Origin of the sequence: Fibrella arboris (assembly GCF_041321095.1) — a bacterium.
In the GTDB taxonomy this organism is placed as follows: Bacteria; Bacteroidota; Bacteroidia; order Cytophagales; family Spirosomataceae; genus Fibrella; species Fibrella arboris.
The window spans coordinates 158,430-181,636 of record NZ_JBGGWE010000011.1 but is presented as its reverse complement, the minus strand read 5'-3'; the positions used below and the strand labels follow the sequence as shown (position 1 = coordinate 181,636).

The following is a 23,207-nucleotide window of genomic DNA, read 5'->3' as shown; positions in this document are numbered from 1 at the left end:
CACGCTGGCGCCGGGCATAGGCGGAGAACGTACCTGGTTGATCGGCCACGGTTTTAGAAGCTATTTGAGTTGGCTGGTCAAGAAGCAAACTGTACCGCAGCGGCATATTGACTCACGACAGCAGGTGTGATTGCTGCTTCATCGGCAAGGCGGACCAGACAGGGTAACCTGGTGTAACTCAGCAAGACAGACTCGGTAGCCGGCACACTGGGGCCGTTGATAATCAGGCCCGCAATGGGAATATTCCATTGGCGCAACGCCTCTACTGATAGCAGCGTGTGATTGATACTGCCGAGGTAATTGCGCGTAACCAGCGCCACCGGCCAGCCTAGTTGGGCAATGAAGTCGATGTTCAGGTACGTATCTGTCAGCGGTACCATCAACCCTCCGGCCAGCTCAACCACCAGCGAATTGGTGGTTTTAGGCGGAATCAGGCTGGCGGGCGCGATGGTAATTCCTTCGACGGCCGCGGCGGCATGAGGCGATAGCGGCTCGCGCAATAAGTAGGTCTCAGGGTGAAACTGAGAACGCGGGTTACTAACCAGGTTCCGAACCGTATTTGTGTCAGAGTCGGGTGGGTAGCCCGATTGAATGGGTTTCCAATAGTCGGCTTGCAGTGCTTCGACCAATACCGCCGAAGCCACCGTTTTACCAACTTCTGTACCAATACCAGCGACAATCAGCTGCATACTATAAAGGGGAAAGAGACAATGAGTGAAAGGTGATCAGACAATACGCTAGATTTGGGGGGGTACTGGTTGGTGCGAGGCAGCACGCGTCAACGCGTAACCGCATCAGTAAGCATTGTCGTTTCCTGAATGGCGTTGGCCAGCACCGCTATTAAACCATCTATTTCGGCTTCTGTGTTGTACGAATGCAGGCAAATGCGGATGCGTTCCTGCCCTGCCGCTACCGTTGGACTAACAATCGGGCGCACATCGAAACCAGCCTCTTGCGCTGCTGCTGCTACCCGACGAACGGCCATATTTCCTGGAACAATCAATCCCTGAATGGGTGATGTACTGGTTAACCAACTGGCACCTGGTGCCAGCAACCCTCGTTTTTCGCGGAAGTAAGCTACCCGTTTATGTAGCAGTTCGGCGCGTTCCGGTTCGGTCGTTACCAGCGCATGGGCCAGTTGAATAGCGAGCAGATCATGCGGTGGCAGGGCAGTGGCGTAAATAAAGGAACGGGCTGTATTGATCAGGTACGTTCGCAGCAACGCCGAGCCTAGCACGGCCGCACCATGCACACCGATCGCCTTTCCAAATGTATGCACCCGTGCCGTTACCTGGTCCTGCAACCCGTGGGCGACAACAAGGCCCGCGCCACCCGGTCCATACACACCCGATGCGTGCGCTTCGTCGACGATCAGGGCGGCTTTATAGGCGGTGCAAAGCGCGGCGATAGCGGTAAGCGGGGCTTCATCGCCATCCATCGAGTAGAGCGATTCAACCACCACAAAGCTAGCACTCCCCTGCCCGGCAGCCTGCCGGAGTCTCGCTTCCAGATCTGTCAGGTCATTGTGGGCGAAACGGGACCGGTTGGCTTTCGAGAGACGCGCCCCGTCGATCAGGCTGGCGTGAATCAATTCATCGGTGATCAGCGTGTCGCCGGGTTGTGGCAGGCAGGCCAACAGACCCAGATTGGCCAGGTAACCCGCGTTGAAAATCAGGGCTGTTTCGGCGTTGTAAAAGTTGGCCACATCAGCTTCAACGGCGTCGGCCAGCTGCGTGTGGCCGGCCAGGAGCCGCGAACCAGTAGCCCCGTTGCGCTTCAGGCCCGTAGCTGCCTGGGCCAGCTGGTGGTGCAGCGTAGCTGAGCGGCCAATGCCGAGGTAATCATTCGACGTAAAATCAACGGCCGACTCCGCTACCGTCAACGACCGGAAAAGCCCGCGCTGTTTCCGATACGCCATGTTCGTTTCGAGTCTGTTCGTTAGCCAGTTGGGCATAATACGGTCAATAAAGTTCGTGGGTTATTCTCGGTCTTTGTTCATGGCCAGATACACCCCGTTTGTCCAGCCGAAACCGTCCTGATTTGGGTATTCGCCGCCGCCAGTGGTCAGGGCGGCATCGGCCACGTCATATTTTTCCATCAGCTTACCCGTGGCCTTGAATACCTTATCGTTGAGCGACAGCCAGCGGTCTCGCCCTGCCTGGGCTGTGTCCGTAAATCCGTAGTTCATCAGCCCTTTATAAACGATCCACTGGAGCGGCGCCCAGCCGTTGGGCCAGTCCCACTGCTGACCGGTCTTTTGCAGGGTTGTTACCCAGCCGCCCGATTGCAGGAAGTTGGCTTTCAGCTGCTCGTGTGTGCGTCCGGCCTGCTCAGGAGTAGCCAGCTTCATGAACAGCGGAAAAGCACCGCCGAGGGTTAATGCCGGCGTTTGCTTGCCCGAAACGGCATCATAATCATGAAAATAGCCGGTTTCCTGATTCCAGAACGTACCCAGCAGCGTTGTCTTTCGCTGGTCGGCCAGCTGCCCGAATGTTGTGGCCTGGTCCGGCTGATCAACCTGTGTATAAGCAGCCTGCAGCGTCTTTTCGAGCGAATACAGCAAACAGTTCAGATCAACCGGACTAATATCCGTAGCGTGGATCGTGGTCATCGTCTGTCCATCGGCAAACCACCGGCTGCTAAAATCCCAGCCCGATTCGCAGGCCGCCCGGATGTGTTTGTACAGCACAGCCGGGTCGACTCCCCGCTCATGGGCATCGGGCGTCAACTCCAGTTCCTGCCGGTAGGCTTCGGGGCGGGGCGTTGCCAGCTCGTCCCAATACCGATTCAGAACACTTCCAGTGGGCAGGCGTATAACCCGTTTATGCACCGGCGCCTTGGCAGTTAGCGAGTCGGCACCTTCCATCCAGAAATCATATTCCTTCTGCAACTGTGGCCGGTACTGAGCCAGCACGTCCGGCCCGTCGATCTCGGCTAGCAATGTCACCATCAGCCCAAAGAACGGTGGTTGCGACCGGCTGAGAAAGTACGTTCGGTTTCCGTTAGGAATAAACCCAACCGTATCGATCAGGTAGGCAAAATTAGCGAGCATCCCTCGAATCAAGTCGGTTCGCCCCGATTCCCGCAGGCCCAGCATCGTAAAATAACTGTCCCAATAAAAGATCTCGCGGAACCGCCCCCCCGGCACTACATACGGGTGCGGCAGCGCCACACGCGAGCTGTACGGAACAGCCACGTCGGCCGGCCGGGTCAGCTCATCCCAAAGCCGGTCGATGTGTTCGGACGTGGCGACCGACGTATCGCTGATGTAGCCGGAAGCTGCCGCCGCCGGGCGATCAAAATATGTATCGACGAACGTACCCAGATCGAAACCTGGCTGGGTACGTTCGTGCAGGTAAGCCACCAGAATGGCGTGGGGCTCCTGTTTCGGTGTGCAGTCGACAAAGGTTTTTGAGTCGGGAAAAAGGCCGCTCAACTGTACATCGGAGAAGAGGTCGCCAAAAAGCTGGTCGGGAGAAAACATGACAGAATGAATTGAGTGGTGGCTATTTAACGGCAAAGCCACAGAAGTTGTCGCAAAGGGTGCAAAGAAATGCATACTTTCGATACCAAATTTTCGCTCTTCCCCGAATGTTTCGCCTAAAACTCTCCCTCTTCCTGAATTATGTCGTCTTTGCCATCCTGCTCAACAGCGTTGGAACGGTGATTTTACAGGTTCAGAACAATTACGGTGTATCTGCTTCCGGCGCCAGTGTGCTGGAAGCGTTCAAAGACCTGAGTATCGCCGTTGTCTCCTTTCTGGTAGCTTCCTACGCCACCCGGATCGGCTACAAACGGGCCATGCTCATTGCCCTCGGCACAGTGGCGCTCGCCTGCCTGCTGATGCCGCAACTATCGGCTTTCTGGACCACAAAACTGCTCTTTGCAGCCACTGGAGCCAGCTTCGCGCTGATCAAAGTATCGGTTTTCGCCACCATCGGCCTGATCACGAAAGACCCCGATGATCATGCCAGCTTCATGAATTTTCTGGAGTCGATGTTCATGGTCGGTGTCCTGTCGGGCTATTTCCTTTTCAGTGCGTTTGTCGATGACCAGCATCCACAATCAACGGCCTGGCTGCGGGTCTACTATGTACTGGCGGCCATTGCCGGCGCTGCCTTCGTATTGTTGCTGACCACTCCGCTCGATGAATCGGCCGTGCACACAACAGAAGAGGCCGTGGGCATCGGCAACGTAGCCGATATGCTCCACCTGGCCATTACGCCCGTAGTGCTGGTGTTTATCCTGACCGCCTTTACCTACGTGCTGATGGAGCAGGGCATCATGAGCTGGTTGCCAACCTTCAACAGCCAATACCTGAAACTGCCTACGTCGCTGAGTATCCAGATGGCGAGCATCCTTGCCGCCAGTACGGCGCTGGGGCGGCTGGGGGCGGGTTTTGCGCTGAAACGGGTGCCGTGGTACTGGCTGCTGATGGCTTGCCTTGTTATTTCAGGTGGCCTGGTCTTACTGGCGCTGCCACTGGCCGAGAAGGCATCGCAGGTGGCTGTTGCGCAGGTGGCCGGTGCCGCCTATGGGTGGGGCGATGCCCCGCTGGCGGCTTTCGTTTTTCCGCTGATCGGGCTGTTCATTGCGCCCATTTATCCAGCCATCAACTCGGCTATTCTGAGCAGCCTGCCCCTGCGGCAGCATGGACCCATGGCAGGGCTGATCGTCGTGTTTTCGGCGCTCGGCGGCACCACTGGCTCCATCATTACCGGGCGTATTTTTGAAGCCTACGGTGGGCAAACGGCCTTCTACGCATCGCTGGTGCCCATTACCGTATTGCTGGTGTTGCTCACGGTTTTCAGGCGGATGCAGGGCCGGGTTGTGGCCACAGACGTACACTAGCAGCTCCGGGGTTACTGTCCCGATAGCTATGGTTCTTGCCCCGACAGTCAGCCAGTCAGGCTAAATGACGTATATTGCTCTACGTAAAGCAGGCGAGTTCGCGTTAGCTCGCTTGTATGAGACCGGCAATAGGCCATTTTAGCGAATGACAACTTTCAACGTTGACCTGACAAACTGCGAGCAGGAACCCATCCATATCTTAGGACAGATCCAGTCGCACGGGTACTTAATTGGTTTATTACCTGATACCTACATTGTAGCTCACGCCAGCGCCAACCTGCCGGAGCTGATCGGTCAACCCGTTGCTGATGTGCTCGGCCAGCCGCTGGATAAACTACTGGCAAAAACAGACCTGCCTGCCTCAACGCTGGTTGAACTACTGAATGTGGGGCGGCGCAACGAATCCTGGGATAACATCAATCCACAGGTCATTCGGATTCATGAACGTACCTGGAATCTGATCGTTCATGAACACGGCGGGCTGCTGCTGCTGGAGTGGGAACCGGCCAGTGCGACGTCGCAGACACCGCTCAACCAACGGCTGATTGCTGAAGCGCTCACGGAAGTACAGGCCAGCCGCCAGCTGATTGACTTGCTTCAGAATACGGCCCGGCGTGTTAAAGCGATCATTGGCTTCGACCGGGTTATGGTGTACCGATTCGCGGCCGACTGGCACGGGCAGGTGGTGGCCGAAGAGAAAGCCGACCACCTGGAACCCTTTCTGGGGCTGCATTATCCGGCATCCGACATTCCCCGGCAGGCTCGCGAGCTGTACAAGGCCAATCTGGTGCGCCTCATTGCCGACGTTGGCAGCAACACGGCCGCTATTATGTCGCACGCCGACTGGCCAGCCGATGAGCCGGTCGATCTGACGCACTCGACCTTGCGGGCTGTGTCGCCGGTGCATATCGAATACCTGAAAAACATGGGTGTAGGTGCTTCCATGAGTATTTCGCTGCTGTATCGGGGCGAACTCTGGGGGTTGATGTCGTGCCACCATTACTCCCCGCGCTTCGTCGATTATAGTGCGCGGCAGGCGGCCAGGTTTGTGAGTCAGTTGCTATCGGCGGCGCTGGAATTCCGGAAAGATGAAGAAGACCAGACGCAGCTTCTGGGTAGCCTTGAGAATGGCAAAAAACTGCACGAACAACTGCTGGCTGATGAGAATATCGTTCGGGCGCTTACCCGGCATCCTGTAACGGCGCTGGAACTGACCAAAGCAACGGGGGCGGTGCTGGTGTTCAACAACCAGCAATACCGGATGGGGCAGACACCCGATGAGACCGCCATTCAGGGGCTGACCGACTGGCTGAAAACAACCAACACCGATACATTTCTGGAGACCAGCCAACTGGCCAGCCTGTACCCGGACGCCGAAGCGTTCAGCGCTGTGGGCGCTGGTATGCTGGCCGTTGTGTTGTCGAAGGAGATGAACGAATACCTTTTCTGGTTTAAACCCGAACAGATCCAGCAGGTGACCTGGGCGGGTAACCCCGATAAACCCGTTACGGTTACCGACGACGGGCAGGCGCGTATCAGCCCACGCAAGAGCTTTGCCGCCTGGACCGAACTGGTACATCATACGTCGGAGCCCTGGACAGAAGCGGAAGTGGCCGCTGCGATCAAGCTTCGGGAAGATATTCTGCAAATCGTTACCCGCCAGGCCAACGAGATACGCCTGCTCAACCAGCGGTTGCAGGCAGCCTACGAAGAACTGGATGCCTTTAGCTATACGGTATCGCACGACCTCCGTACCCCCCTGTCGTCTATTCGGTGTTACGCCGAGATTCTGCTCGAGGAATACGGGCAGGGCATGAGCCCCGACGAGCGGGCACTGTTTCAGAAGATCGTGGATTCGACCGATCGGATGCGGGCGCTGATCCGGCATATTCTCTATTATTCGCGAATGGGCCGAACGGAAATCAACACGCAGCCTATCGACATGCTACAGCTGCTGGAAGAGATTCGGGAAGAAATCATGCTTGGTGAGAAAGACCGGGCGCTGACGATAGACCTTGCGGAAATACCGGCCTTAACCGCCGACCCGATCATGACGCGCCAACTCTTTACGAACCTGCTGTCGAATGCCGCCAAATACACGCGGTTAGCGCCAGTCGGAAACATCCGGGTAACCGGCCAGCAGACGGAGGAAGATGTGATCTATACGGTCTCGGACAACGGTATTGGCTTCGACATGAAAGAAGCGGGTAAGTTGTTCGATCTGTTTAAACGGCTGGAGAATGCCCGTTCGTTTAAAGGGTCGGGCGTGGGCCTGGCTATTGTAAAGCGCGTTGTGGCCAGACACGGCGGCAAAATATGGTACCATAGCGAACCAAACCGTGGGGCTACATTCCATGTTTCGTTTCCACTTAGTCAATTGAACAATGATTGATATTTTATACATTGAAGACAATGAGGACGATGCTGATATTTTCAGTCGTCTCATTAAAAAGTTGGATCAATCCGTTCGATACACCATTCTTAAGAGTGGTTCGGAAGCGCTGGACTACCTGACCGGCCAGGGCCGTTACACCGCGCAGGAAGCGCCATTACCCAAGCTACTGCTGCTGGATCTGAACCTGGGGGGTATTAGTGGTTTTGATGTGCTGGAGCAGACTCGCGCAACGGACAGAACTCGCTGGCTACCCATTGTTGCCTTCAGTACCTCTGATAACCCATCCGACATTCAACAGGCGTATGCGAGTGGTATAAACGCCTACCTCGTTAAGCCGGGCAGTTATCAGGCTACAGGTACGTTGTTGCAGGCACTTTGCCAGTTTTGGCTTACAAGCAATACGCACCCCAACGCCTGATCGATTAGTTGGGAATGACTAGTCGAGCGTTAAGGAATTAGACAATCAGGCCGCAGGTAAGTAAACAAATGACGCCACTCCTTGAGCAATTACGGGACGAAACCCGCGCACTACATGAACAGACCGAGCAGCGGCTCTACAGCGATGCCCTGCGTGCCGGTACGCTGTCAGTAGACCAGTACGGCCATCTGCTGTTGATCCACGCGGCCTTTCATGCCGCTCTGGAGCAGGCCATCGACCGGCACGCCGCCTTTTTCACGGATTATGAGCCCGAAATACGCCGGAAAACCCCCTGGCTACTGGCCGATCTAACGCCGCTTCACCAGGATGTGCCAGCCCGGCCGGAGCTGTTTGCCAGTTGGTCGCCGGCCGAATTAACCGGTGCTGCCTACGTGGGCGAAGGGTCGATGCTCGGTGGCAAGACGGTCTGGCATTACCTGCAACAAAGCCCAGCCCTACGGCCTGCGCTGGACCAGGCCCGGTTCTATAGAGGATACGGAGCCGAAACAGGCGCCCGATGGCGTTCATTCGGTGCCTTCGTCAATCAGCAAACGGATCATGTGGCCGTGCTTGATGGCGCCCGACGGGCTTTCCTGCTGTATAACGACCTGTTTGAACGTACCCAGTCTGCCAGCCTCAGCCTGCCGCCTGATACACAGGCAGAAAAACGCGGAAAGTAGTGCCTTGCCCCAACTGACTGTTTACGTCGATAGCGCCATTATGGCTTTCGACAACCCGCTGGCAAATAGCCAGGCCAATACCGGTACCACTATAAACGGTTGGGTCGTGGAGGCGCTGAAACAATTGGAAAATGCGGTCTTTGTACTTCTCGTCGAACCCCGATCCATTATCCGCGACAGTAATTAGCCAGTACGTATCTGATTCCGACGGTGGTTGTGGAAGCTCATGCGGGTGGGCCATGCGGCTGTCGATGGTGATGACGAGTGGCCGTTTGGCGTCCCGAAATTTCAAGGCATTGGCGATCAGGTTCTGCACGAGCTGTCGCAGGCGCGATGCGTTGCCGAGTACAGTAGGCAACGTACCTACCTGTATGGTTGCTCTGGCTTCATTGATCGATATTTCCAGATCGCTGAGTACATCCTCGGCCACCTCATTCAGGGCAACGGGGCTGAATGGGTCACGCCGGGCCGTTACCTGCGAATAAGCCAGTAGATCCTTGACAAGCTGCTGCATGCGGTTGGCCGATTTCTGGATGCGTCGGGTCATGTCGCGTTCACCATCAGAGAGATTATCCTGAAACTGGTTTTGCAGGATATCCCCGAAGGCCTGAATCTTGCGCAGCGGCTCCTGCAAATCGTGACTGGCTACATAAGCAAATGATTGCAGGCTTTCGTTCGATTGCTGCAGGGTACGGTTCAATGTCTCCAGCTCGTGGCGATACTGCCGGTCGGTCGTTACGTCAACCGACGACATCACAATGTTTTCGCCGGCGCGGGCTATGGTAACTACATACTGCCGCCGGTTGTAAGCAAGCTCGAGCGTATCGGGCTCCCCTGTTTCAACCACCCGAACATACCTGGCAAATTCATCCGTATGGCGGGCTTCGGGGCGTAGCGTTAAAAACGACTGGTTCAGAATCAGGTCGGCAATGGGCGCCCAGTTGATAAACGCCTGCCGGTTAGCCCGGATGGCCTGAAAATCAATAATGGCACCGGCCTCGTTCCGAATGGGCGCATGCAGCGAAATGGCCGTTTGCGAATGGTCCAGAATGGCTTCAAGTACCTGCGCCTGCCGCTGCTGGTTGAGCTGGTCTTCCCGTTGCGTCGTAACGTTGTTGAACGTCAGCACGATCAGGTCTGTGGCCTGCTGAACCGCCGACACCTCGAACCACCCTTTGAACCCGTTCACATCCTGATAATAATATTCGGCTTTTTCGGATTGGCCCGTGTCGGCTACGCGGGCATAGAGCGCAAAAAAACCGGAGTCGATGTTGCCCGGAAAGACGTCTAGCAACGTACGGCCTACCAGTTCATCGGGTGTTTTGAACAGGCTGCCGACAACCGCCTGATTAGCCGTTTCCATCCGAAAATCGACAATGGTACCGGCCTCGTCTCGAATCGCCCGCATGAGCAGGATGCTGTTGAGCGAAGCGTCGAGGGTTGCCCGTAGTTCCTCCGTCTGTTTGCGGGCCTGAAGCTCGGCATTTTTCCGGTCGGTAATATCGATCAATGAGATGACCAGGCCGGCACTGAGTGGCTCGGCGGTGATCAGGTACCAGTTGGTATGCGAATCCGTGCGAAGTGAAAACTCGAAAGTGGTTGCCTGCCCTGTTTCCAATACAGCCACATAGCGGTCGAAAAGACCGTTGTCTTTGACCCAGGACTTCGACAATTCGGTCATAGTCCGGCCAATTATATAGTCGACGGGACGGCCAATCAGTTGGCTCATCCGGCTGTTTACAATCCGGTACACAAAATCCGTGATGGGCGCTGTCTGCGGTGCTGTATCGGTTGAAAATACCGGCTCACAATACCCAACGCAGCCCGGCGACGCATTCAGTATGCCTTGCAGCAGCGAAACATCAGGCATTGATGCAGAGGGCCGTGTGTCTATACTACGTTGCGTGTTGTCTAACACTGAATAGGAGTGAATAAGTAACAGAGCGTAAACTGGCAGGCAGGTTAGCAACGTACCTGACACTCATACAGGAACGGATCCCGACGGCCGTGAACCAGGTGAACGGAGGCTTTTCACAGTTTACAATGCTATACTACACACGATTGGGCTATTTCGTATGACTGACCGCCGAATGAATACGTAAACCTTATCGACTGGGATCCAGGCCTGTCGCCGGTAGGGTGACGGTACGAACAGCCACCATCCGGCGCCGTACGGCATCGTTCCAGGTGTGCATTCAGGCTCCCGTACTTTGTCTGATTGGCGTGGGTACGCTGTCGCTCACTGGTCTACTGGGACGGAACTATAGTAATGCCCGGTCTCTAGTAGTTAAACCGGGCATTATTGTATGGATAAACGGGGTAAATAAGTGTAGCAGCAGTAGCACGCGGGCCTTCAAGCAGGAACTTGACGTCCTCTGCTGAAGGGTTTTCACGGGTATTGGCTGGTTTGCTCGTAGTACTAGGTAGCCAACGAATGGATGCGGGAGACGGATTTACTTTGTTATGCCGTGCTTCTTTTAATAAGGGACGATAAAGAAAAAAGGCTAACCCGTTCATAATGAGCGAAAATGCTCTGAAACGAATTAGCCTTTATTTAACTTTAGAGCCTCCTATGGGACTCGAACCTACGACCTACGCATTACGAATGCGTTGCTCTACCAACTGAGCTAAGGAGGCTTCTTGCCTGTGACGGATGCCCGCTGTTGCGGTGCAAATATAGCTTTTTCGTAAAATTATGCGCAAGTATCATGCCGCGAATTCGGTAAATTTGCCGTATGATTTCCATTACGAACCTATCGTATTACCTCGGCAGCCGTGCTCTTTACGAAAACGCATCGCTGCATATAAAACCGAACCAGAAAATTGGCCTCATTGGGTTAAATGGTACCGGTAAGTCTACGCTACTCCGTATTATCGACGGTGAATACCAGCCCGATGGCGGCACCATTTCCAAAGCAGGCGATGTGACAATTGGCTTCCTGAACCAGGATCTGCTTTCGTATCAGACCGATGACTCTATTCTGAGTGTTGCCATGCAGGCGTTTGAGCGCCAGAATGCGCTTCAGAAGCAGATCGACGATATTCTGCACGAGATGGAGACCAACTACACCGATGATCTGGTCGATAAGCTCGGTAAGGCGCAAATGGAGTTTGAAGCCCTTGACGGGTACTCGGTGCAGGCAAAAGCCGAGGAAATCATGGAAGGGCTTGGGTTCAGCACCGAAGACCTACAGAAACCCCTGCGCACGTTCTCGGGCGGCTGGCGGATGCGCGTCATGCTGGCAAAACTGCTGCTGCAGAAACCGTCGCTGCTGATGCTCGATGAACCAACCAACCACCTAGACTTACCGTCGATTCAGTGGGTGGAAAAGTACATTCAGACCTACGAAGGGGCCGTAATCGTGGTCTCGCACGACCGGGAATTCCTGGATAATGTAATCGACGTGACCGTAGAGGTAGCCAACGCGAAGCTGAATTATTACCCCGGCAACTACTCGTTTTACCTGGAGGAGAAAGCCCTGCGTAACGAAATTCAGAAGGGTACTTACGAAAACCAGCAGGCCAAGATTCGCCAGACGGAGCGCTTCATTGAGCGGTTTAAAGCCACGGCCTCTAAGGCCAAACAGGCACAGAGCCGGGTGAAGCAGTTAGCCCGCATGGAAACCGTCGACGCCGTGATTGACGAGTCGGCGCGGGTGAACTTCAAATTCCAGTTTACAACCCAGCCAGGTCGGCATATTCTACACCTCGACGACGTAACGAAGGCGTATGGTGCCAAGAAAATTCTGACGCACGCTGATATTCGCCTCGAACGGGGCGATAAAGTGGCGCTGATTGGGGCCAACGGCCGTGGTAAATCAACGCTTCTGCGGATCATTTCCGGGTCAGAGCCGGTCAACGAAGGCCGTCGGCAGCTAGGACATAATGTGTCGTTCAGCTTCTACGCCCAGCACCAGCTAGAGTCGCTGAACGTAGATGATAACATGCTGGAGGAGCTGAAATCGGCTAATCCGTACAAGAGTGAAGGCGAACTGCGTGGGGTACTGGGCTGCTTCCTGTTCTCGGGCGATGAGGTATTTAAGAAGATCAAGGTGCTGTCGGGTGGTGAAAAATCGCGGGTGGCGCTGGCGAAGGTGCTGTTATCGCAGGCCAACTTCCTGCTGCTCGACGAACCAACCAACCACCTCGATATGCAGTCGGTGAATATCCTGATTCAGGCACTCGACCAGTACGAAGGCACGTATGTGGTGGTCTCGCACGACCGGTATTTCGTGTCGCAGATCGCGAACAAAATCTGGTACATCGAAGATGAGCAGATCAAGGAATATCCGGGTACGTATGATGAGTACGAATGGTGGATGGCCGAGCGCAAGGCTGAAAGCATAGGCCAGGGAGAGAACAAGCCTGCCGCGCCAAGTCCGAAGCCGCAGGCCGCCAGCCCCAAACCCAACGATTCGCAGCGGAAAGACCTACAGCAGGCCCTGAAGAAAGCGAACCAGCAGGCCGAAGAAGCGGAAGCGAAAATCAGTGCGCTGGAGGTGCAGAAGAAGAAACTCGAAGCCGAACTGGCCGACCCGGCAACATACGGCACCAACGGGGCGTTACAAACCCGGCAGGCTGATTACCAGCGCCTGACCAAAGACCTCAACGCGCTCCAGCAACAGTGGGAAACCGCTATGATGGACGCTGAAGAGCTGGAAGGTATGCTGAAGGGATAGCGAACTACACCATGACTAATGGACATTGGATCATGCACAATCAAGGTCGTGCTTTGCCGGGGCGTATGCGCCAACGAATCACATTATTCATGGTGTACTCTACGGTATGCCTTCTGTATTGTGCAGTAACTCAGGCGCAAACCACCGACACGATCATTGACCCTAAAATTGCGACGGTGCTGTTGTATCCGCAGGTGGGAGGAACGGTGGGGAATTCGGCGCAGACGCTGAACAGTCCGCTGATACGATTCGATGACCAGGCCCAGTCGCCTCTTCAACTGGAGTTCGATGATCTGACGGCGAACTACCGGAGCTTTCGGTCGAAAATCATCCACTGCAACGCCAACTGGGTACGTTCAGTGCTGAATGATATCGAGTATACCTACGAATATAACGACGTACCCATCACGGATTATCAGGTCTCTATCAGCACGAAGGTGCCTTATTACCATTACAAATACAGTGTGCCGCGCCTGAAATTGCCCGGTAACTATGTGCTGGTAGTGTATAACGAACGGAACCGCGACGAGATCCTGTTTACGCGCCGTTTTCGGGTCTACAGCAACCAGGTGAGTGTTGACGCGGCCGTTCGTTTCTCGACCGATATAAGCCGCCAGTACAATGACCAGCAGGTCGATCTGACCATTGGCTATCGGGCGTATCAGAGTCAGGTGACGTCCCCACAAGACGATTTCAAGGTCGTGATCCGGCAAAATTACCGCGACGACCGGACGGTCACCGACCTGCATCCGACCAATGTGCGTTCCTTCGATCAGGTACTGGAATACCGGGCCATTGATCTGCGCAACACCTTTCCTGGTGGCAATGAATACCGCTTTTTCGATACCCGAACCGTGCTGTCGCGGGGGAATTACGTGGAGCGCGTCGACCGGAAGGCAGACCGAACGGTGGTGTATGTACAAACGGACCGGCCCCGCAGCGGATTCGCCTATACCCAGTTCGACGATTTCAACGGGCTCTACGTGATCGACCACCGCGAAACCGGCGACGGGGCTACCAGTGCCGATTACATTGAGACGGTGTTTACGCTCCTGGTCGATGAGCTACCCAATGCAGCCGTATACGCCAACGGAGCGTTCAACTTCTGGGCGCTGAATGAACGCAATCGCCTTACCTACGATGCGGCTTTGGGGGGGTATCGGGGCCGGATTTGGCTAAAACAGGGGGTGTATAACTATAATTACGCCGTAACGGGCATTGCTCCGCCGTTAACCCGGTCAGGTATCCGAATGGATGGTAACGAAACGTTGATTGAAGGTGATTTTTCGCAGACTGAAAACGTTTACGAGGTCTTCGTATATAATCGGCCCCCCGCCGCCCGCGCCGATCAGCTGATCGGGTACTACACAGTCAATTTCGGGCAGCGGAAATAGACGGCTGCCCATGCTCAGGCATTGCCGCCATTGACCTATCCGTAAAGGGCCATTTGTCGTGTTTATCCTACATGACGGCCTGTTGATGCGCCGCCTGCAGACAGCGTAACGAATGCCATTTAACTCCGCAAGAATCGGGTTGGCTTTGGGAAGCGTTGTGGTGATTTTTGTGTAGACAACCAACGGCTGCTCCCATGAACACCAACAACGACTACACGTATAACCAGATCGCCCGCGCCATCGATTACCTCACGGCCAACTTCCGGGAACAACCGCCGTTGAGCCAGCTGGCCGAAACGGTGAACCTGAGCGAGTTTCACTTTCAGCGGCTCTTCACGGAATGGGCAGGCGTTAGTCCCAAAAAATTCAGCCAGTACCTAACGCTCGATTATGCAAAAGCACAGCTTCGAAACGGCGCCCCACTGACCACCGCTGCGCAGGAAGCGGGTCTGTCGGGGACCGGGCGGTTACACGATCTATTCGTGACCATCGAAGGCGTAACACCAGGGCAGTTCAAGCAGGCAGGTGCTGGCCTGGTGTTGACCTACGGCGTTTTCGACAGCCCGTTTGGGAGGTACGTGCTGGGGGTTATCAACGGTAAGATCGCTGTTCTGCAGTTTCTGGCCGATGCCGAAACAGGCACCACGAACGTACCTGAACAGCTTGTTGCCGCCGCCTGGCCCGAAGCCACCCGGCAGTATACCCCATCGGCCATTCAGCCTGTTGCCGATCGGCTCTTTCCTACAGCCGCTAAGAGCCCCACAAGCCAGCAGAGCCAACCAGTAGGCGTGCTGCTGCGCGGATCGGCGTTTCAGCTGAAAGTGTGGGAGGCCCTGCTCCGTATTCCGGAAGGACGCTTGGTGAGTTACGATCAGGTTGCCGAAGCCATTGGTCAGCCTGCTGCTTCGCGGGCCGTGGGAACAGCCATTGGCAGCAACCCCATCGGCTACCTGATCCCGTGCCACAGGGTCATCAGGAAGACGGGGCTTTTCGGTGGCTATCGGTGGGGTACCAGCCGCAAACAGGTCATGCTCGGTTGGGAAGCGGCCCGCGTGCATAACGAATCGACGTTGACCGGAATCGGCAGCGAAGAGTAACGGACCTGAACACTGATGCATCTGCCGATCAACTGGTCAGCTCAGCTCACGGAGCTGGCTGAAAAAGGGTTCACACTACTGCCAACCATGCTGCTGCCCGATGCCTGTCGGAGCCTTGCCGATTTATATAACGTACCTGGCCTGTATCGTAATACCATCAGGATGCAGCGGCACGGCTACGGAAGTGGTGAATACAAGTATTTCACGTATCCTTTGCCACAGGTAATAGACAGCCTTCGGCATGAACTGTATACAAAACTGGCTCCTGTGGCCAACGGATGGAACCAACGGCTAGGTGTTGAGCATCGCTACCCGACCGAGTTGGATGCGTGGCTGTCTATTTGCCATGCTGCCGGGCAACTCCGCCCCACACCGTTGATCCTGCAATACGGTAAAGGCGACTGGAATGCACTGCATCAGGACCTGTATGGTGCACTGCATTTTCCCTTTCAGGCCGTTTTATTCCTAAGTGAGCCCGGTGTTGATTATACCGGCGGCGAGTTTGTGATGCTGGAGCAACGGCCCCGGATGCAATCGAAAGCTACCGTATTACAACCCAACCAAGGCCAAGTGCTTCTGTTCACCACCCAATCCAGGCCCGCCAAAGGGACACGGGGGTATTACCGGGTGACTATGCGGCATGGCGTTAGCGAGGTAACAAGCGGAAGCCGGACAAACGTTGGGCTACTCTTTCATGATGCCGCCTGATGATTCGCCACACAGCCTTAGGGCCGACGCGTTTTGCCCGGCTTCGTGCGCTGGTTTGGCTGGTTCGGCGTGGGTCCATCACACTGGGCGGGCATTGGCCTGGTAAACTGTATGGGCTGCTTACCTGCCGGGCGGGGCAACGCATGAAAGCCAGCAACCGCGTATTTTTTCGGGATAGCGCAGAAGCCGTAGCCGCCGGGTTTCGGCCATGTGCTGTCTGTTTACCCGCTGCTTATGCTAGCTGGAAAGCCCGCCAACATGCCGATCAACTGTTGAACCAACCAGATACCGTTACGGGTCTGGGTGGCGCCGGGCCAGGTAACCTGCCTGAGTGTAATGAATGAGTTGACGCCTGTTCAGTCTAAGTCGTTTTTTCAACGTACCTTTGCGCCCTTTTTCCACTGAGATCGGGCCGTTGTCCACAGGATGACCACCCGATTTCATTTGCGCGAACACCGGGATGACAACTCTTTCTTGCGGAATCGATTTTGGTACGTCAAACTCAAGTATTGCTGTTGACAACAACGGTTCTATCGGCCTGGTACCGGTCGAAGATGCGTCGGTCACTATTCCCAGCGCCATTTTCTTTCAGCAGGTCAATAATAGGCCATTTTACGGTCGGCAGGCGATCCGTCTTTTTTTAGACCGTGAGCCAGGGCGTTTTATGCGCAGCCTGAAGCGGGTATTGGGTACGTCGCTCATGAATCAGGGCACGCTGGTCAATGGGGCTTCTATGAATTTTACCACCATCATTTCAGCCTTTCTGCTCAAACTGAAGGAAAAAGCAGACGGGGTGGCCGGTCAGGAAATTGACAGCGTGGTGATGGGGCGGCCTGTTCATTTCGTCGATAATGACCTGGCTGCCGATGCGCGGGCGCAGGCTGAGCTAAAAATCATTGCGCAGCGCGTTGGTTTCAAACACATCGAATTCCAGTTTGAGCCTATCGCGGCCGCCTTTGCGCACGAAGCACAATTGACGAGCGAAAAACTGGCTATTGTGGCTGACCTCGGCGGGGGTACGTCCGATTTTACGGTTATCCGGCTATCCAATAAATTTATTCACAAGCCAGATCGCTCGTCGGACATTTTAGCCAATACGGGCGTTCGGGTTGGGGGCAATGACTTTGATAAAGACCTGAGCCTGGCCACTATTATGCCGGAGCTGGGCTACCGCAGCACCTACGGTGACAAAGGGCTGGAGGTGCCCCTGAAACCCTACCAGGATCTGTCTGAATGGAGTAAAGTTAACTTTCTATACACGCCCAGGCTGATTATGCAGCTGAAACAGTTGCTGTACCAATCGCACGATAAAAGGCGCTTTAGCCGGTTGGTGAAAGTGCTTGAAGACGAAACGGGCCACACGCTACTGGCGGCAGCCGAAGGAACAAAAATTGCCCTCACTGATCACCAAATCCACGAAGCACCCCTCGATTTTATCGACGAAGGGTTTTTTATCCCCGTAAACCGCAGGCAGTTCGACGAGGCTATCCGGGAAGAGATTGAGAAAATATCGGCTTCGGCCCAACAGTGTCTTCAGGAGGCGGGCGTCAGCCGTGAAGCCATTGACCTGGTTATCTTAACGGGTGGTTCAACCGAGGTGCATTCCGTGCAGGCTGAGTTCAAACGGCTTTTTCCTAACGCCGCCATTGCCGACGAAAATAAGCTTTCCAGTGTTGGGCTGGGCCTGGCCTACGATAGCCGGAATAAATTCAATTAAGTTTCAGGTTTCAGGTTTCAGGTTTCAAGTTTCAAGTGCGCTGCTAGTTGACCATTTGGTTGATTAGCAACGCACTTGAAACCTGAAACTTGAAACCTGAAACTTGAAACTTGAAACTTGAAACCTGAAACTTATTACGCCAGTACCATCGTGAGCAACTGCTCCAGGATGAGGCGCCCGTCGGTGTTGCCCAGGGCGGGGTCGGCGGCGCGTTCGGGGTGGGGCATCATACCGAATACGTTACGGCGATCATTACAAACGCCCGCAATGTTCACCAGGCTTCCGTTATAATTAGACTCGTCGGTGATGTTGCCCAGTTCATCGCAGTACCGGAACAAAACCTGGTCATTATCCCGCACACGGGCCAGCGTATCGGCATCGGCAAAATAACGACCGTCACCATGGGCGATGGGTATTTTGTAGGCCCGGTCATGGTCGAGGCCAGCCGTTAGCAAAGCGCTTTTCGACTCGGGTTTCAAATAAATATTTTTGCAGATGTACTGCTGACTGGTGTTGCGCAACAGCACGCCGGGAACCAGCTGTGCCTCGGCCAGAATCTGAAAACCGTTACAGATTCCCATCAGATACCCCCCCGCGTTGGCGTGGGCAATGACCTCGTTCATGATCGGCGAAAACCGCGCTACAGCGCCTGTGCGCAGGTAATCACCATAAGAGAACCCACCGGGCAGAATAATCATGTCGCAACCCTGCAGGTCATGGTCTTTGTGCCAAAGTTTCACAACCGGCTGACCTAGTAGCTCAATTGCATCAACTGCGTCCTGATCGCAGTTGGAACCGGGAAATACAACAACGCCAAATTTCATGCTGCAAAAATAATCAATGGGACGCGGATGTAAGGGATTTAAACCGATTGGCGCAGATTTTTTGATTAAAATGGATTTGCTCTGCTTTAGGCTATACAATCCGCCTGAATCAAAAAAACCGTGTCGATCGGTTTAAATCCCTTACAGCCGCGTACCCATCCTATCCGACTGATACGGCCTGGCCGTTGGTGATAGTGGCTTTGCCTTTCTCGAAGGTGAGATCGATGCGGCCAAGGTTGATACCCGCAAAGCCGACCTGATTCACCCAGATGGGTTGCCCGTTGGCATTCTTTACCGATACAGGTGCGTCGAGGAAGGTGTGCGTATGCCCACCAATAATGAGGTCGATATCCTGGCTTCTGCCAGCCAGAACGAGATCGGAAACCGTACTGTCCTGATACTTGTACCCCAGGTGCGACAGGCAGATCACGTAATCGCAACGCTCGTCGGTGCGGAGCTTACGAGCCACCGAAGCACTGGTTTCAATGGGGTCCAGGTACGTTGTCTCCTTGTACAGGTTGTCGGGAATGAGCCCTTTAGGCTGAATGCCAAGACCAAAGACGCCGATCCGAACGCCCCCTTTTTTAAACACGTGGTAGGGCCGGGTCCGGCCGTCCATGATCGTGTTTTTGAAGTCGTAGTTCGCAATCAGGAAAGGGAAAGTGGCTTTGGCAAACTGATCGCGCATGTTATCGATACCCCCATCGAAATCGTGATTACCGATAGTGCCTGCATCGTAGCCAAGGCGGTTCATGGCCAGAATTTCGGGTTCGCCTTTATACAGATTGAAATAGGGCGTTCCCTGAAAAATATCACCCGCATCGAACAGCAGCACGTTTGGGTGTTGGGCACGTATCTGCTGCACCAGCGTCATACGGCGGGCAATGCCACCCCGCCCGGCGTTGCGGCTGCCATCCATCGGAAACGGATCGAGGCGGCTGTGTACATCGTTGGTGTGTAAGATGGTCAGCGATGTTGTTGCCTTGCTATGTTCCGCCAGCAGATCGGGCAGCGGCAACGTACCTACCACGGCAGCGGCACCCATGTGTTTCAGGAACTGGCGTCTAGTCGAGTGTGATGCGTCCATCTGCTTTTGGCGTTATTGGTTGACCAGCTTTACCCTGCTCGCGAAAGTAGTCGATCAGGGCATCGCGAATGAGGTAATTGACGTTGTCACGAGCGGCAACGGTCGTCAAGAAATCGGCTCCACTGCCTCCGTTCGCAACATAATCGCTCATGGCAACGGTGTAGGTTTCGCCGGGAACAATGGCGCGTCCGTTGCCGAGGGCAGCGCTGGTAATCGCTTTGTTGGCCACGTGTACCCGCACCCCACCAACCACCAGTGCGTCATCATTGGCGGCAAAATGATTCAGGAACTGCATGAGCTGCGCGCCCGTAAGGGTCAGCACCACCAACTGATTATCGAAGGGCATCACTTCGAACAGGTTACCCGTAGTGACCGCGCCTGCCGGAAGCCCGCTGCGAATGCCACCATAATTAAGGTGCGATACATCAATGGATTTCCCGTAGCGTTTCCCTGCCTGTACGAGTAAGGCGTCGGCCAGTAGGTCGTCAAGTGGGCTTTCCGGTGCCTTTTTCTCGAGCCGCTCGGTCAGCGTAACCAGCGTCTCGTTCATGCTCTTGTCCAGGTTTTGCTTGTAAGGCATCAGCCAGCGAAGGGTGCTGCTGTCGGCAGCGACGGTGCCATCGATCTGGAGACGACTGTTCTGTTGCCTGGTGAGGTGGTAACCAGATTGGCAACCAGCCAGCAACAGGGTGAAAAGGAGGAGTTTTTTCATCTGATTTCAGGTTTCAGGTTTCAAGTTTCAGGTTTCACGTGCTCTGCCCAGGCATTATTCAATTGATCAGGCAGGGCACGTGAAACCTGAAACTTGAAACCTGAAACTTGGTGCTTATTGATTCGGGAGTACTACGGTTTCCCACCAGTAGCGGCGTATGGTTTCGAAATAATTGAGCCATTGTGCTTCACCAATAGGCTTGGAGATAAACGAACTGGCTCCTAACTGGTACGCCTGAGCAATATCATCTTCTTCGCGCGAAATACTCAGCACCACCACCGGTGGCCGTATCTGGGCGGGGATTTGTTTCACCTGCCGCAGAAACTGCCAGCCGAATTCAGCCTTGGGGAGGTATAAATCCAGCAGGATTAGCTTGGGCGGTGATACTTTATTGGTTACACATTCATTTAAATACGCAAGGGCCTGATCGGCGGAATCGGTAAAAATAGGCGTGGTATTGGCTAGGCTACGCTGGATAACATACCGCAGAAGCACCTGATGATCAGGGTTATCTTCAACAACTAACAAGGTCTGGTTACGATTGGTCGAATTCACAGGTGTTGAGACTCGTTGGAAAAAGTGGACATGGCCTTCAGGAACATAGCCATTAAGAAGTACGGCAGTCAAGCAAATATAACGGGTCTTTATTAGCTTTGAACACTATCCATCCCCAGCGGCAGACAGGATCTATGCGATTATTGGCTCTCTTTTAACCTGCTGCCATTTACTTATTATTCGGTACGCAGAGTATAATTACTTACTATACTGGTTAACCGTTATTAACTCGCTGTATCGTAGATTTGGCTATTCGATTTTACAATCAATTGATTCTATAAAAATGCTCAACGAAGCACCTACACAGGGTACACAGTTGGCGCAACTGGCGACGTTTTTATTTAACCGACGGGAGGCGATAATGGGGAACTGGCGCACCATATGTGAAGCTGATGCCAGTCTTGGGATTATTGATGGGTTAACCCGGGAGGAATTTACTGACCAGGTACCCTCGATGCTCGATGCGCTGGAAAAACGCTTACGCAGCGAACCCGACGGGCTCACACCTTACCATATCGCCAGGGAACATGGCCTGCACCGCTGGCATAAAGGGTACTCGCTTCATGAATTGCTTAGCGAAATTGCTCACCTTCACGAGAGCCTGCTGGCCGAGTTGCAACTGTTCTGGGAGCAGTACCCGGTTACTGGGTCTGATGCACTGCTGACGGCCCACCGGCGGGTGAGCGCACTGATGCACGAAGCGATTGGCGGGAGCATTGCCCAGTACGACGAGTTTCAGAAAGCGGAGGCTATTGAACGGGCCGTTAACCTACAGCACGCGCTCGACAACGTGAATGAACTGGTCCGGCAGCGGGGGGCTATGCTCCGGGTGGCATCGCATGATCTGCGCAGCAGTTTCAGCGTGATTCAGGGCGCGGCCTCACTGCTCGATATGCCCGATAATACGGAGCAGGAGCGCACCGAGATGCTCCAGATTCTGAACCGCAACTTTCCGCGGCTCGCCTCCATGCTTACCGAACTGATGGATCTGGCACGCCTGGAGGCCGGGCGAGAAAGCTTACAGGTAAAACCGTTCGATGCGGCGGTGCTATTGCGTAATCTGATCGAAGCGGCTCAGCCACTGGCCCTGGAGCGTGGCCTGTTCCTGAACGCCGATGGGCCAGAGCACATGCCCGTGATGGGCGACCCCACTAAAATAGATCGCATTGTTCAGAACCTGCTGACCAACTCGCTCCGCAGCACTACCGACGGCCATGTGTCGGTGTCATGGTCGCGCGAGAATCAGTTTCGGTGGCTACTCAGCATTCAGGACACGGGGCCGGGGCTGTCGGCGGGGTCGGCCTTGTGGCTGTCTGACCAGTTGCGCCCGGCTATAGAGTCAAACGCCGTATTCAGCGAGAACACACCCGACATATTGCCCGGCCCTCGGCCCGCCCCGGCATTAGGGACGATTTCGGCACAGGCGGGCGAAGGCGAAGGCATTGGCCTATACATTGTGAAGCGCCTTTGCGAACTGCTCAACGCCAGCCTGGAAGTAGAAACCCGCGTAGGCGTAGGTACCATCATCCGCATCCGCATTCCGGTGAATTACGCGCAGTGAGTGGTCAGGCCTCGTGTTCAGGCCTGACTACCTGATGGCAGCGAAGCGGGCACTATAAGGCATACCATTTTACGGGCTGAAGGGGTGCCCGCCGCCCCTGGGCTCTGGCTGGGGCTGGGCCGTAGTGCGTTGATAAGTAATCGAGCACTGGTTTTTCCGCTTCACCGAGGTTCCAGAGCTTGTGGTATTTCTGCATCCAACGGATACGCTCGGTCCATCCGGCGCGGGTGAAGCGGTGTTGTAAGATCAGCTTGGTCGAATGGCAGGAGGTACACTGTGCCTTCACCATCATCAGATTCGGGTCAATGATAAGGCCGCTCTCCGGGTCAATGGCTACGGTATCGGCGCGCATGGCAGGCTGGGTACGTGCCTGGTCAGGTACATCCCGGAAACTGGCCAGACCTGTCAGCAACAGGCATACAGCCGCGAAAAAGAGGTAAGGTTTCATAAAGCGATGATTTCGGTCGTTTGCTCATGGCTAGTCATCTGTTGAGAGCGATGACCAGCCATGATGGCACAGCCCCATGAC

At 54.8% G+C, this 23,207-nt stretch carries 20 protein-coding genes and 1 tRNA gene; 11 read left to right on the top strand and 10 right to left on the bottom strand.

Features of this window, described 5'->3' with window-relative positions:
- Positions 1 to 77 precede the first annotated feature (77 nt).
- The 3 genes from bioD to treF all read right to left on the bottom strand — a co-directional run bounded on the left by bioD (position 78) and on the right by treF (position 3,484).
- A complete protein-coding gene (gene bioD, locus ACAW75_RS19260) occupies positions 78 to 689 on the bottom strand; it encodes a dethiobiotin synthase (protein WP_370730376.1) in 612 nt (203 codons plus the stop codon).
- A gap of 89 nt (positions 690 to 778) precedes the next feature.
- Entirely contained in the window at positions 779 to 1,954 is a 1,176-nt protein-coding gene (locus tag ACAW75_RS19255; RefSeq protein WP_370730375.1) for an aminotransferase class I/II-fold pyridoxal phosphate-dependent enzyme, read from the bottom strand.
- 24 nt (positions 1,955 to 1,978) lie between these two features.
- Positions 1,979 to 3,484 (bottom strand): alpha,alpha-trehalase TreF, encoded by a 1,506-nt coding sequence (treF, locus tag ACAW75_RS19250; protein ID WP_370730374.1) that lies wholly within the window; start codon positions 3,482 to 3,484, stop codon positions 1,979 to 1,981.
- A gap of 107 nt (positions 3,485 to 3,591) precedes the next feature.
- On the opposite strand from treF, the gene ACAW75_RS19245 reads away from it, so the two are divergent.
- From ACAW75_RS19245 to ACAW75_RS19230, 4 genes are all read left to right on the top strand, one after another.
- Positions 3,592 to 4,851 carry an MFS transporter gene (locus tag ACAW75_RS19245; RefSeq protein WP_370730373.1) on the top strand — a complete coding sequence of 420 codons (1,260 nt, stop codon included), beginning with the start codon at positions 3,592 to 3,594 and terminating at the stop codon, positions 4,849 to 4,851.
- A gap of 145 nt (positions 4,852 to 4,996) precedes the next feature.
- Positions 4,997 to 7,243, top strand: a complete 2,247-nt coding sequence (locus ACAW75_RS19240; protein WP_370730372.1) for an ATP-binding protein — start codon at positions 4,997 to 4,999, stop codon at positions 7,241 to 7,243.
- The gene (locus tag ACAW75_RS19235; protein ID WP_370730371.1) at positions 7,236 to 7,664 is read left to right on the top strand and encodes a response regulator; all 429 of its coding nucleotides are present in this window, start codon (positions 7,236 to 7,238) and stop codon (positions 7,662 to 7,664) included. Before ACAW75_RS19240 ends, ACAW75_RS19235 begins: the two co-directional genes overlap by 8 nt.
- 68 nt (positions 7,665 to 7,732) lie before the next feature.
- Entirely contained in the window at positions 7,733 to 8,344 is a 612-nt protein-coding gene (locus ACAW75_RS19230; RefSeq protein WP_370730370.1) for a biliverdin-producing heme oxygenase, read from the top strand.
- Here ACAW75_RS19230 and ACAW75_RS19225 read toward each other — a convergent pair.
- Positions 8,301 to 10,214, bottom strand: coding sequence for an ATP-binding protein (locus ACAW75_RS19225; protein WP_370730369.1), 1,914 nt, complete (start codon positions 10,212 to 10,214; stop codon positions 8,301 to 8,303). The two genes, ACAW75_RS19230 and ACAW75_RS19225, sit on opposite strands and share 44 nt — an antisense overlap.
- Before the next feature lie 694 nt (positions 10,215 to 10,908).
- A tRNA-Thr gene (locus tag ACAW75_RS19220) sits at positions 10,909 to 10,981 on the bottom strand.
- A 98-nt stretch (positions 10,982 to 11,079) separates the two neighbouring features.
- Between ACAW75_RS19220 and ACAW75_RS19215 the strand changes: the two genes are divergently transcribed.
- From ACAW75_RS19215 to ACAW75_RS19190, 6 genes are all read left to right on the top strand, one after another.
- Positions 11,080 to 13,023 (top strand): ABC-F family ATP-binding cassette domain-containing protein, encoded by a 1,944-nt coding sequence (locus tag ACAW75_RS19215; RefSeq protein WP_370730368.1) that lies wholly within the window; start codon positions 11,080 to 11,082, stop codon positions 13,021 to 13,023.
- An 89-nt stretch (positions 13,024 to 13,112) separates the two neighbouring features.
- Positions 13,113 to 14,417: a type IX secretion system plug protein gene (locus tag ACAW75_RS19210; protein ID WP_370730367.1), complete on the top strand. Its 1,305-nt coding sequence runs from the start codon at positions 13,113 to 13,115 to the stop codon at positions 14,415 to 14,417.
- A 194-nt stretch (positions 14,418 to 14,611) separates the two neighbouring features.
- A complete protein-coding gene (locus tag ACAW75_RS19205) occupies positions 14,612 to 15,514 on the top strand; it encodes a methylated-DNA--[protein]-cysteine S-methyltransferase (protein ID WP_370730366.1) in 903 nt (300 codons plus the stop codon).
- A gap of 15 nt (positions 15,515 to 15,529) precedes the next feature.
- Entirely contained in the window at positions 15,530 to 16,222 is a 693-nt protein-coding gene (locus ACAW75_RS19200) for a 2OG-Fe(II) oxygenase (protein ID WP_370730365.1), read from the top strand.
- On the top strand, positions 16,222 to 16,566 hold the full coding sequence (locus ACAW75_RS19195; protein WP_370730364.1) for an Ada metal-binding domain-containing protein: 345 nt from the start codon (positions 16,222 to 16,224) through the stop codon (positions 16,564 to 16,566). The genes ACAW75_RS19200 and ACAW75_RS19195 overlap by 1 nt, the downstream gene beginning before the upstream one ends.
- Before the next feature lie 116 nt (positions 16,567 to 16,682).
- Positions 16,683 to 17,939: an Hsp70 family protein gene (locus ACAW75_RS19190; protein WP_370730363.1), complete on the top strand. Its 1,257-nt coding sequence runs from the start codon at positions 16,683 to 16,685 to the stop codon at positions 17,937 to 17,939.
- A 134-nt stretch (positions 17,940 to 18,073) separates the two neighbouring features.
- Here the strand turns inward: ACAW75_RS19190 and purQ are convergent, their stop codons facing one another.
- The 4 genes from purQ to ACAW75_RS19170 all read right to left on the bottom strand — a co-directional run bounded on the left by purQ (position 18,074) and on the right by ACAW75_RS19170 (position 21,117).
- Entirely contained in the window at positions 18,074 to 18,763 is a 690-nt protein-coding gene (gene purQ, locus ACAW75_RS19185; protein WP_370730362.1) for a phosphoribosylformylglycinamidine synthase subunit PurQ, read from the bottom strand.
- Positions 18,764 to 18,923: 160 nt separating this feature from the next.
- Positions 18,924 to 19,850: a bifunctional metallophosphatase/5'-nucleotidase gene (locus ACAW75_RS19180; protein WP_370730361.1), complete on the bottom strand. Its 927-nt coding sequence runs from the start codon at positions 19,848 to 19,850 to the stop codon at positions 18,924 to 18,926.
- Entirely contained in the window at positions 19,828 to 20,562 is a 735-nt protein-coding gene (locus ACAW75_RS19175; RefSeq protein ID WP_370730360.1) for a 5'-nucleotidase C-terminal domain-containing protein, read from the bottom strand. Before ACAW75_RS19175 ends, ACAW75_RS19180 begins: the two co-directional genes overlap by 23 nt.
- Before the next feature lie 114 nt (positions 20,563 to 20,676).
- On the bottom strand, positions 20,677 to 21,117 hold the full coding sequence (locus tag ACAW75_RS19170) for a response regulator (RefSeq protein WP_370730359.1): 441 nt from the start codon (positions 21,115 to 21,117) through the stop codon (positions 20,677 to 20,679).
- Positions 21,118 to 21,400: 283 nt separating this feature from the next.
- Between ACAW75_RS19170 and ACAW75_RS19165 the strand changes: the two genes are divergently transcribed.
- Entirely contained in the window at positions 21,401 to 22,678 is a 1,278-nt protein-coding gene (locus ACAW75_RS19165; protein WP_370730358.1) for a sensor histidine kinase, read from the top strand.
- 52 nt (positions 22,679 to 22,730) lie between these two features.
- On the opposite strand, the gene ACAW75_RS19160 is transcribed toward ACAW75_RS19165, so the two are convergent.
- Entirely contained in the window at positions 22,731 to 23,126 is a 396-nt protein-coding gene (locus ACAW75_RS19160; RefSeq protein WP_370730357.1) for a hypothetical protein, read from the bottom strand.
- Between the last annotated feature and the right edge of the window lie 81 nt (positions 23,127 to 23,207).

Bases quoted from the DNA above. Each gene is read 5' to 3' on its own strand.
- bioD (WP_370730376.1), bottom strand. From the start codon at position 689: ATGCAGCTGATTGTCGCTGGTATTGGTACAGAAGTTGGTAAAACGGTG.
- ACAW75_RS19255 (WP_370730375.1), bottom strand. From the start codon at position 1,954: ATGCCCAACTGGCTAACGAACAGACTCGAAACGAACATGGCGTATCGG.
- treF (WP_370730374.1), bottom strand. From the start codon at position 3,484: ATGTTTTCTCCCGACCAGCTTTTTGGCGACCTCTTCTCCGATGTACAG.
- ACAW75_RS19245 (WP_370730373.1), top strand. From the start codon at position 3,592: ATGTTTCGCCTAAAACTCTCCCTCTTCCTGAATTATGTCGTCTTTGCC.
- ACAW75_RS19240 (WP_370730372.1), top strand. From the start codon at position 4,997: ATGACAACTTTCAACGTTGACCTGACAAACTGCGAGCAGGAACCCATC.
- ACAW75_RS19235 (WP_370730371.1), top strand. From the start codon at position 7,236: ATGATTGATATTTTATACATTGAAGACAATGAGGACGATGCTGATATT.
- ACAW75_RS19230 (WP_370730370.1), top strand. From the start codon at position 7,733: ATGACGCCACTCCTTGAGCAATTACGGGACGAAACCCGCGCACTACAT.
- ACAW75_RS19225 (WP_370730369.1), bottom strand. From the start codon at position 10,214: ATGCCTGATGTTTCGCTGCTGCAAGGCATACTGAATGCGTCGCCGGGC.
- ACAW75_RS19215 (WP_370730368.1), top strand. From the start codon at position 11,080: ATGATTTCCATTACGAACCTATCGTATTACCTCGGCAGCCGTGCTCTT.
- ACAW75_RS19210 (WP_370730367.1), top strand. From the start codon at position 13,113: ATGGTGTACTCTACGGTATGCCTTCTGTATTGTGCAGTAACTCAGGCG.
- ACAW75_RS19205 (WP_370730366.1), top strand. From the start codon at position 14,612: ATGAACACCAACAACGACTACACGTATAACCAGATCGCCCGCGCCATC.
- ACAW75_RS19200 (WP_370730365.1), top strand. From the start codon at position 15,530: ATGCATCTGCCGATCAACTGGTCAGCTCAGCTCACGGAGCTGGCTGAA.
- ACAW75_RS19195 (WP_370730364.1), top strand. From the start codon at position 16,222: ATGATTCGCCACACAGCCTTAGGGCCGACGCGTTTTGCCCGGCTTCGT.
- ACAW75_RS19190 (WP_370730363.1), top strand. From the start codon at position 16,683: ATGACAACTCTTTCTTGCGGAATCGATTTTGGTACGTCAAACTCAAGT.
- purQ (WP_370730362.1), bottom strand. From the start codon at position 18,763: ATGAAATTTGGCGTTGTTGTATTTCCCGGTTCCAACTGCGATCAGGAC.
- ACAW75_RS19180 (WP_370730361.1), bottom strand. From the start codon at position 19,850: ATGGACGCATCACACTCGACTAGACGCCAGTTCCTGAAACACATGGGT.
- ACAW75_RS19175 (WP_370730360.1), bottom strand. From the start codon at position 20,562: ATGAAAAAACTCCTCCTTTTCACCCTGTTGCTGGCTGGTTGCCAATCT.
- ACAW75_RS19165 (WP_370730358.1), top strand. From the start codon at position 21,401: ATGCTCAACGAAGCACCTACACAGGGTACACAGTTGGCGCAACTGGCG.
- ACAW75_RS19160 (WP_370730357.1), bottom strand. From the start codon at position 23,126: ATGAAACCTTACCTCTTTTTCGCGGCTGTATGCCTGTTGCTGACAGGT.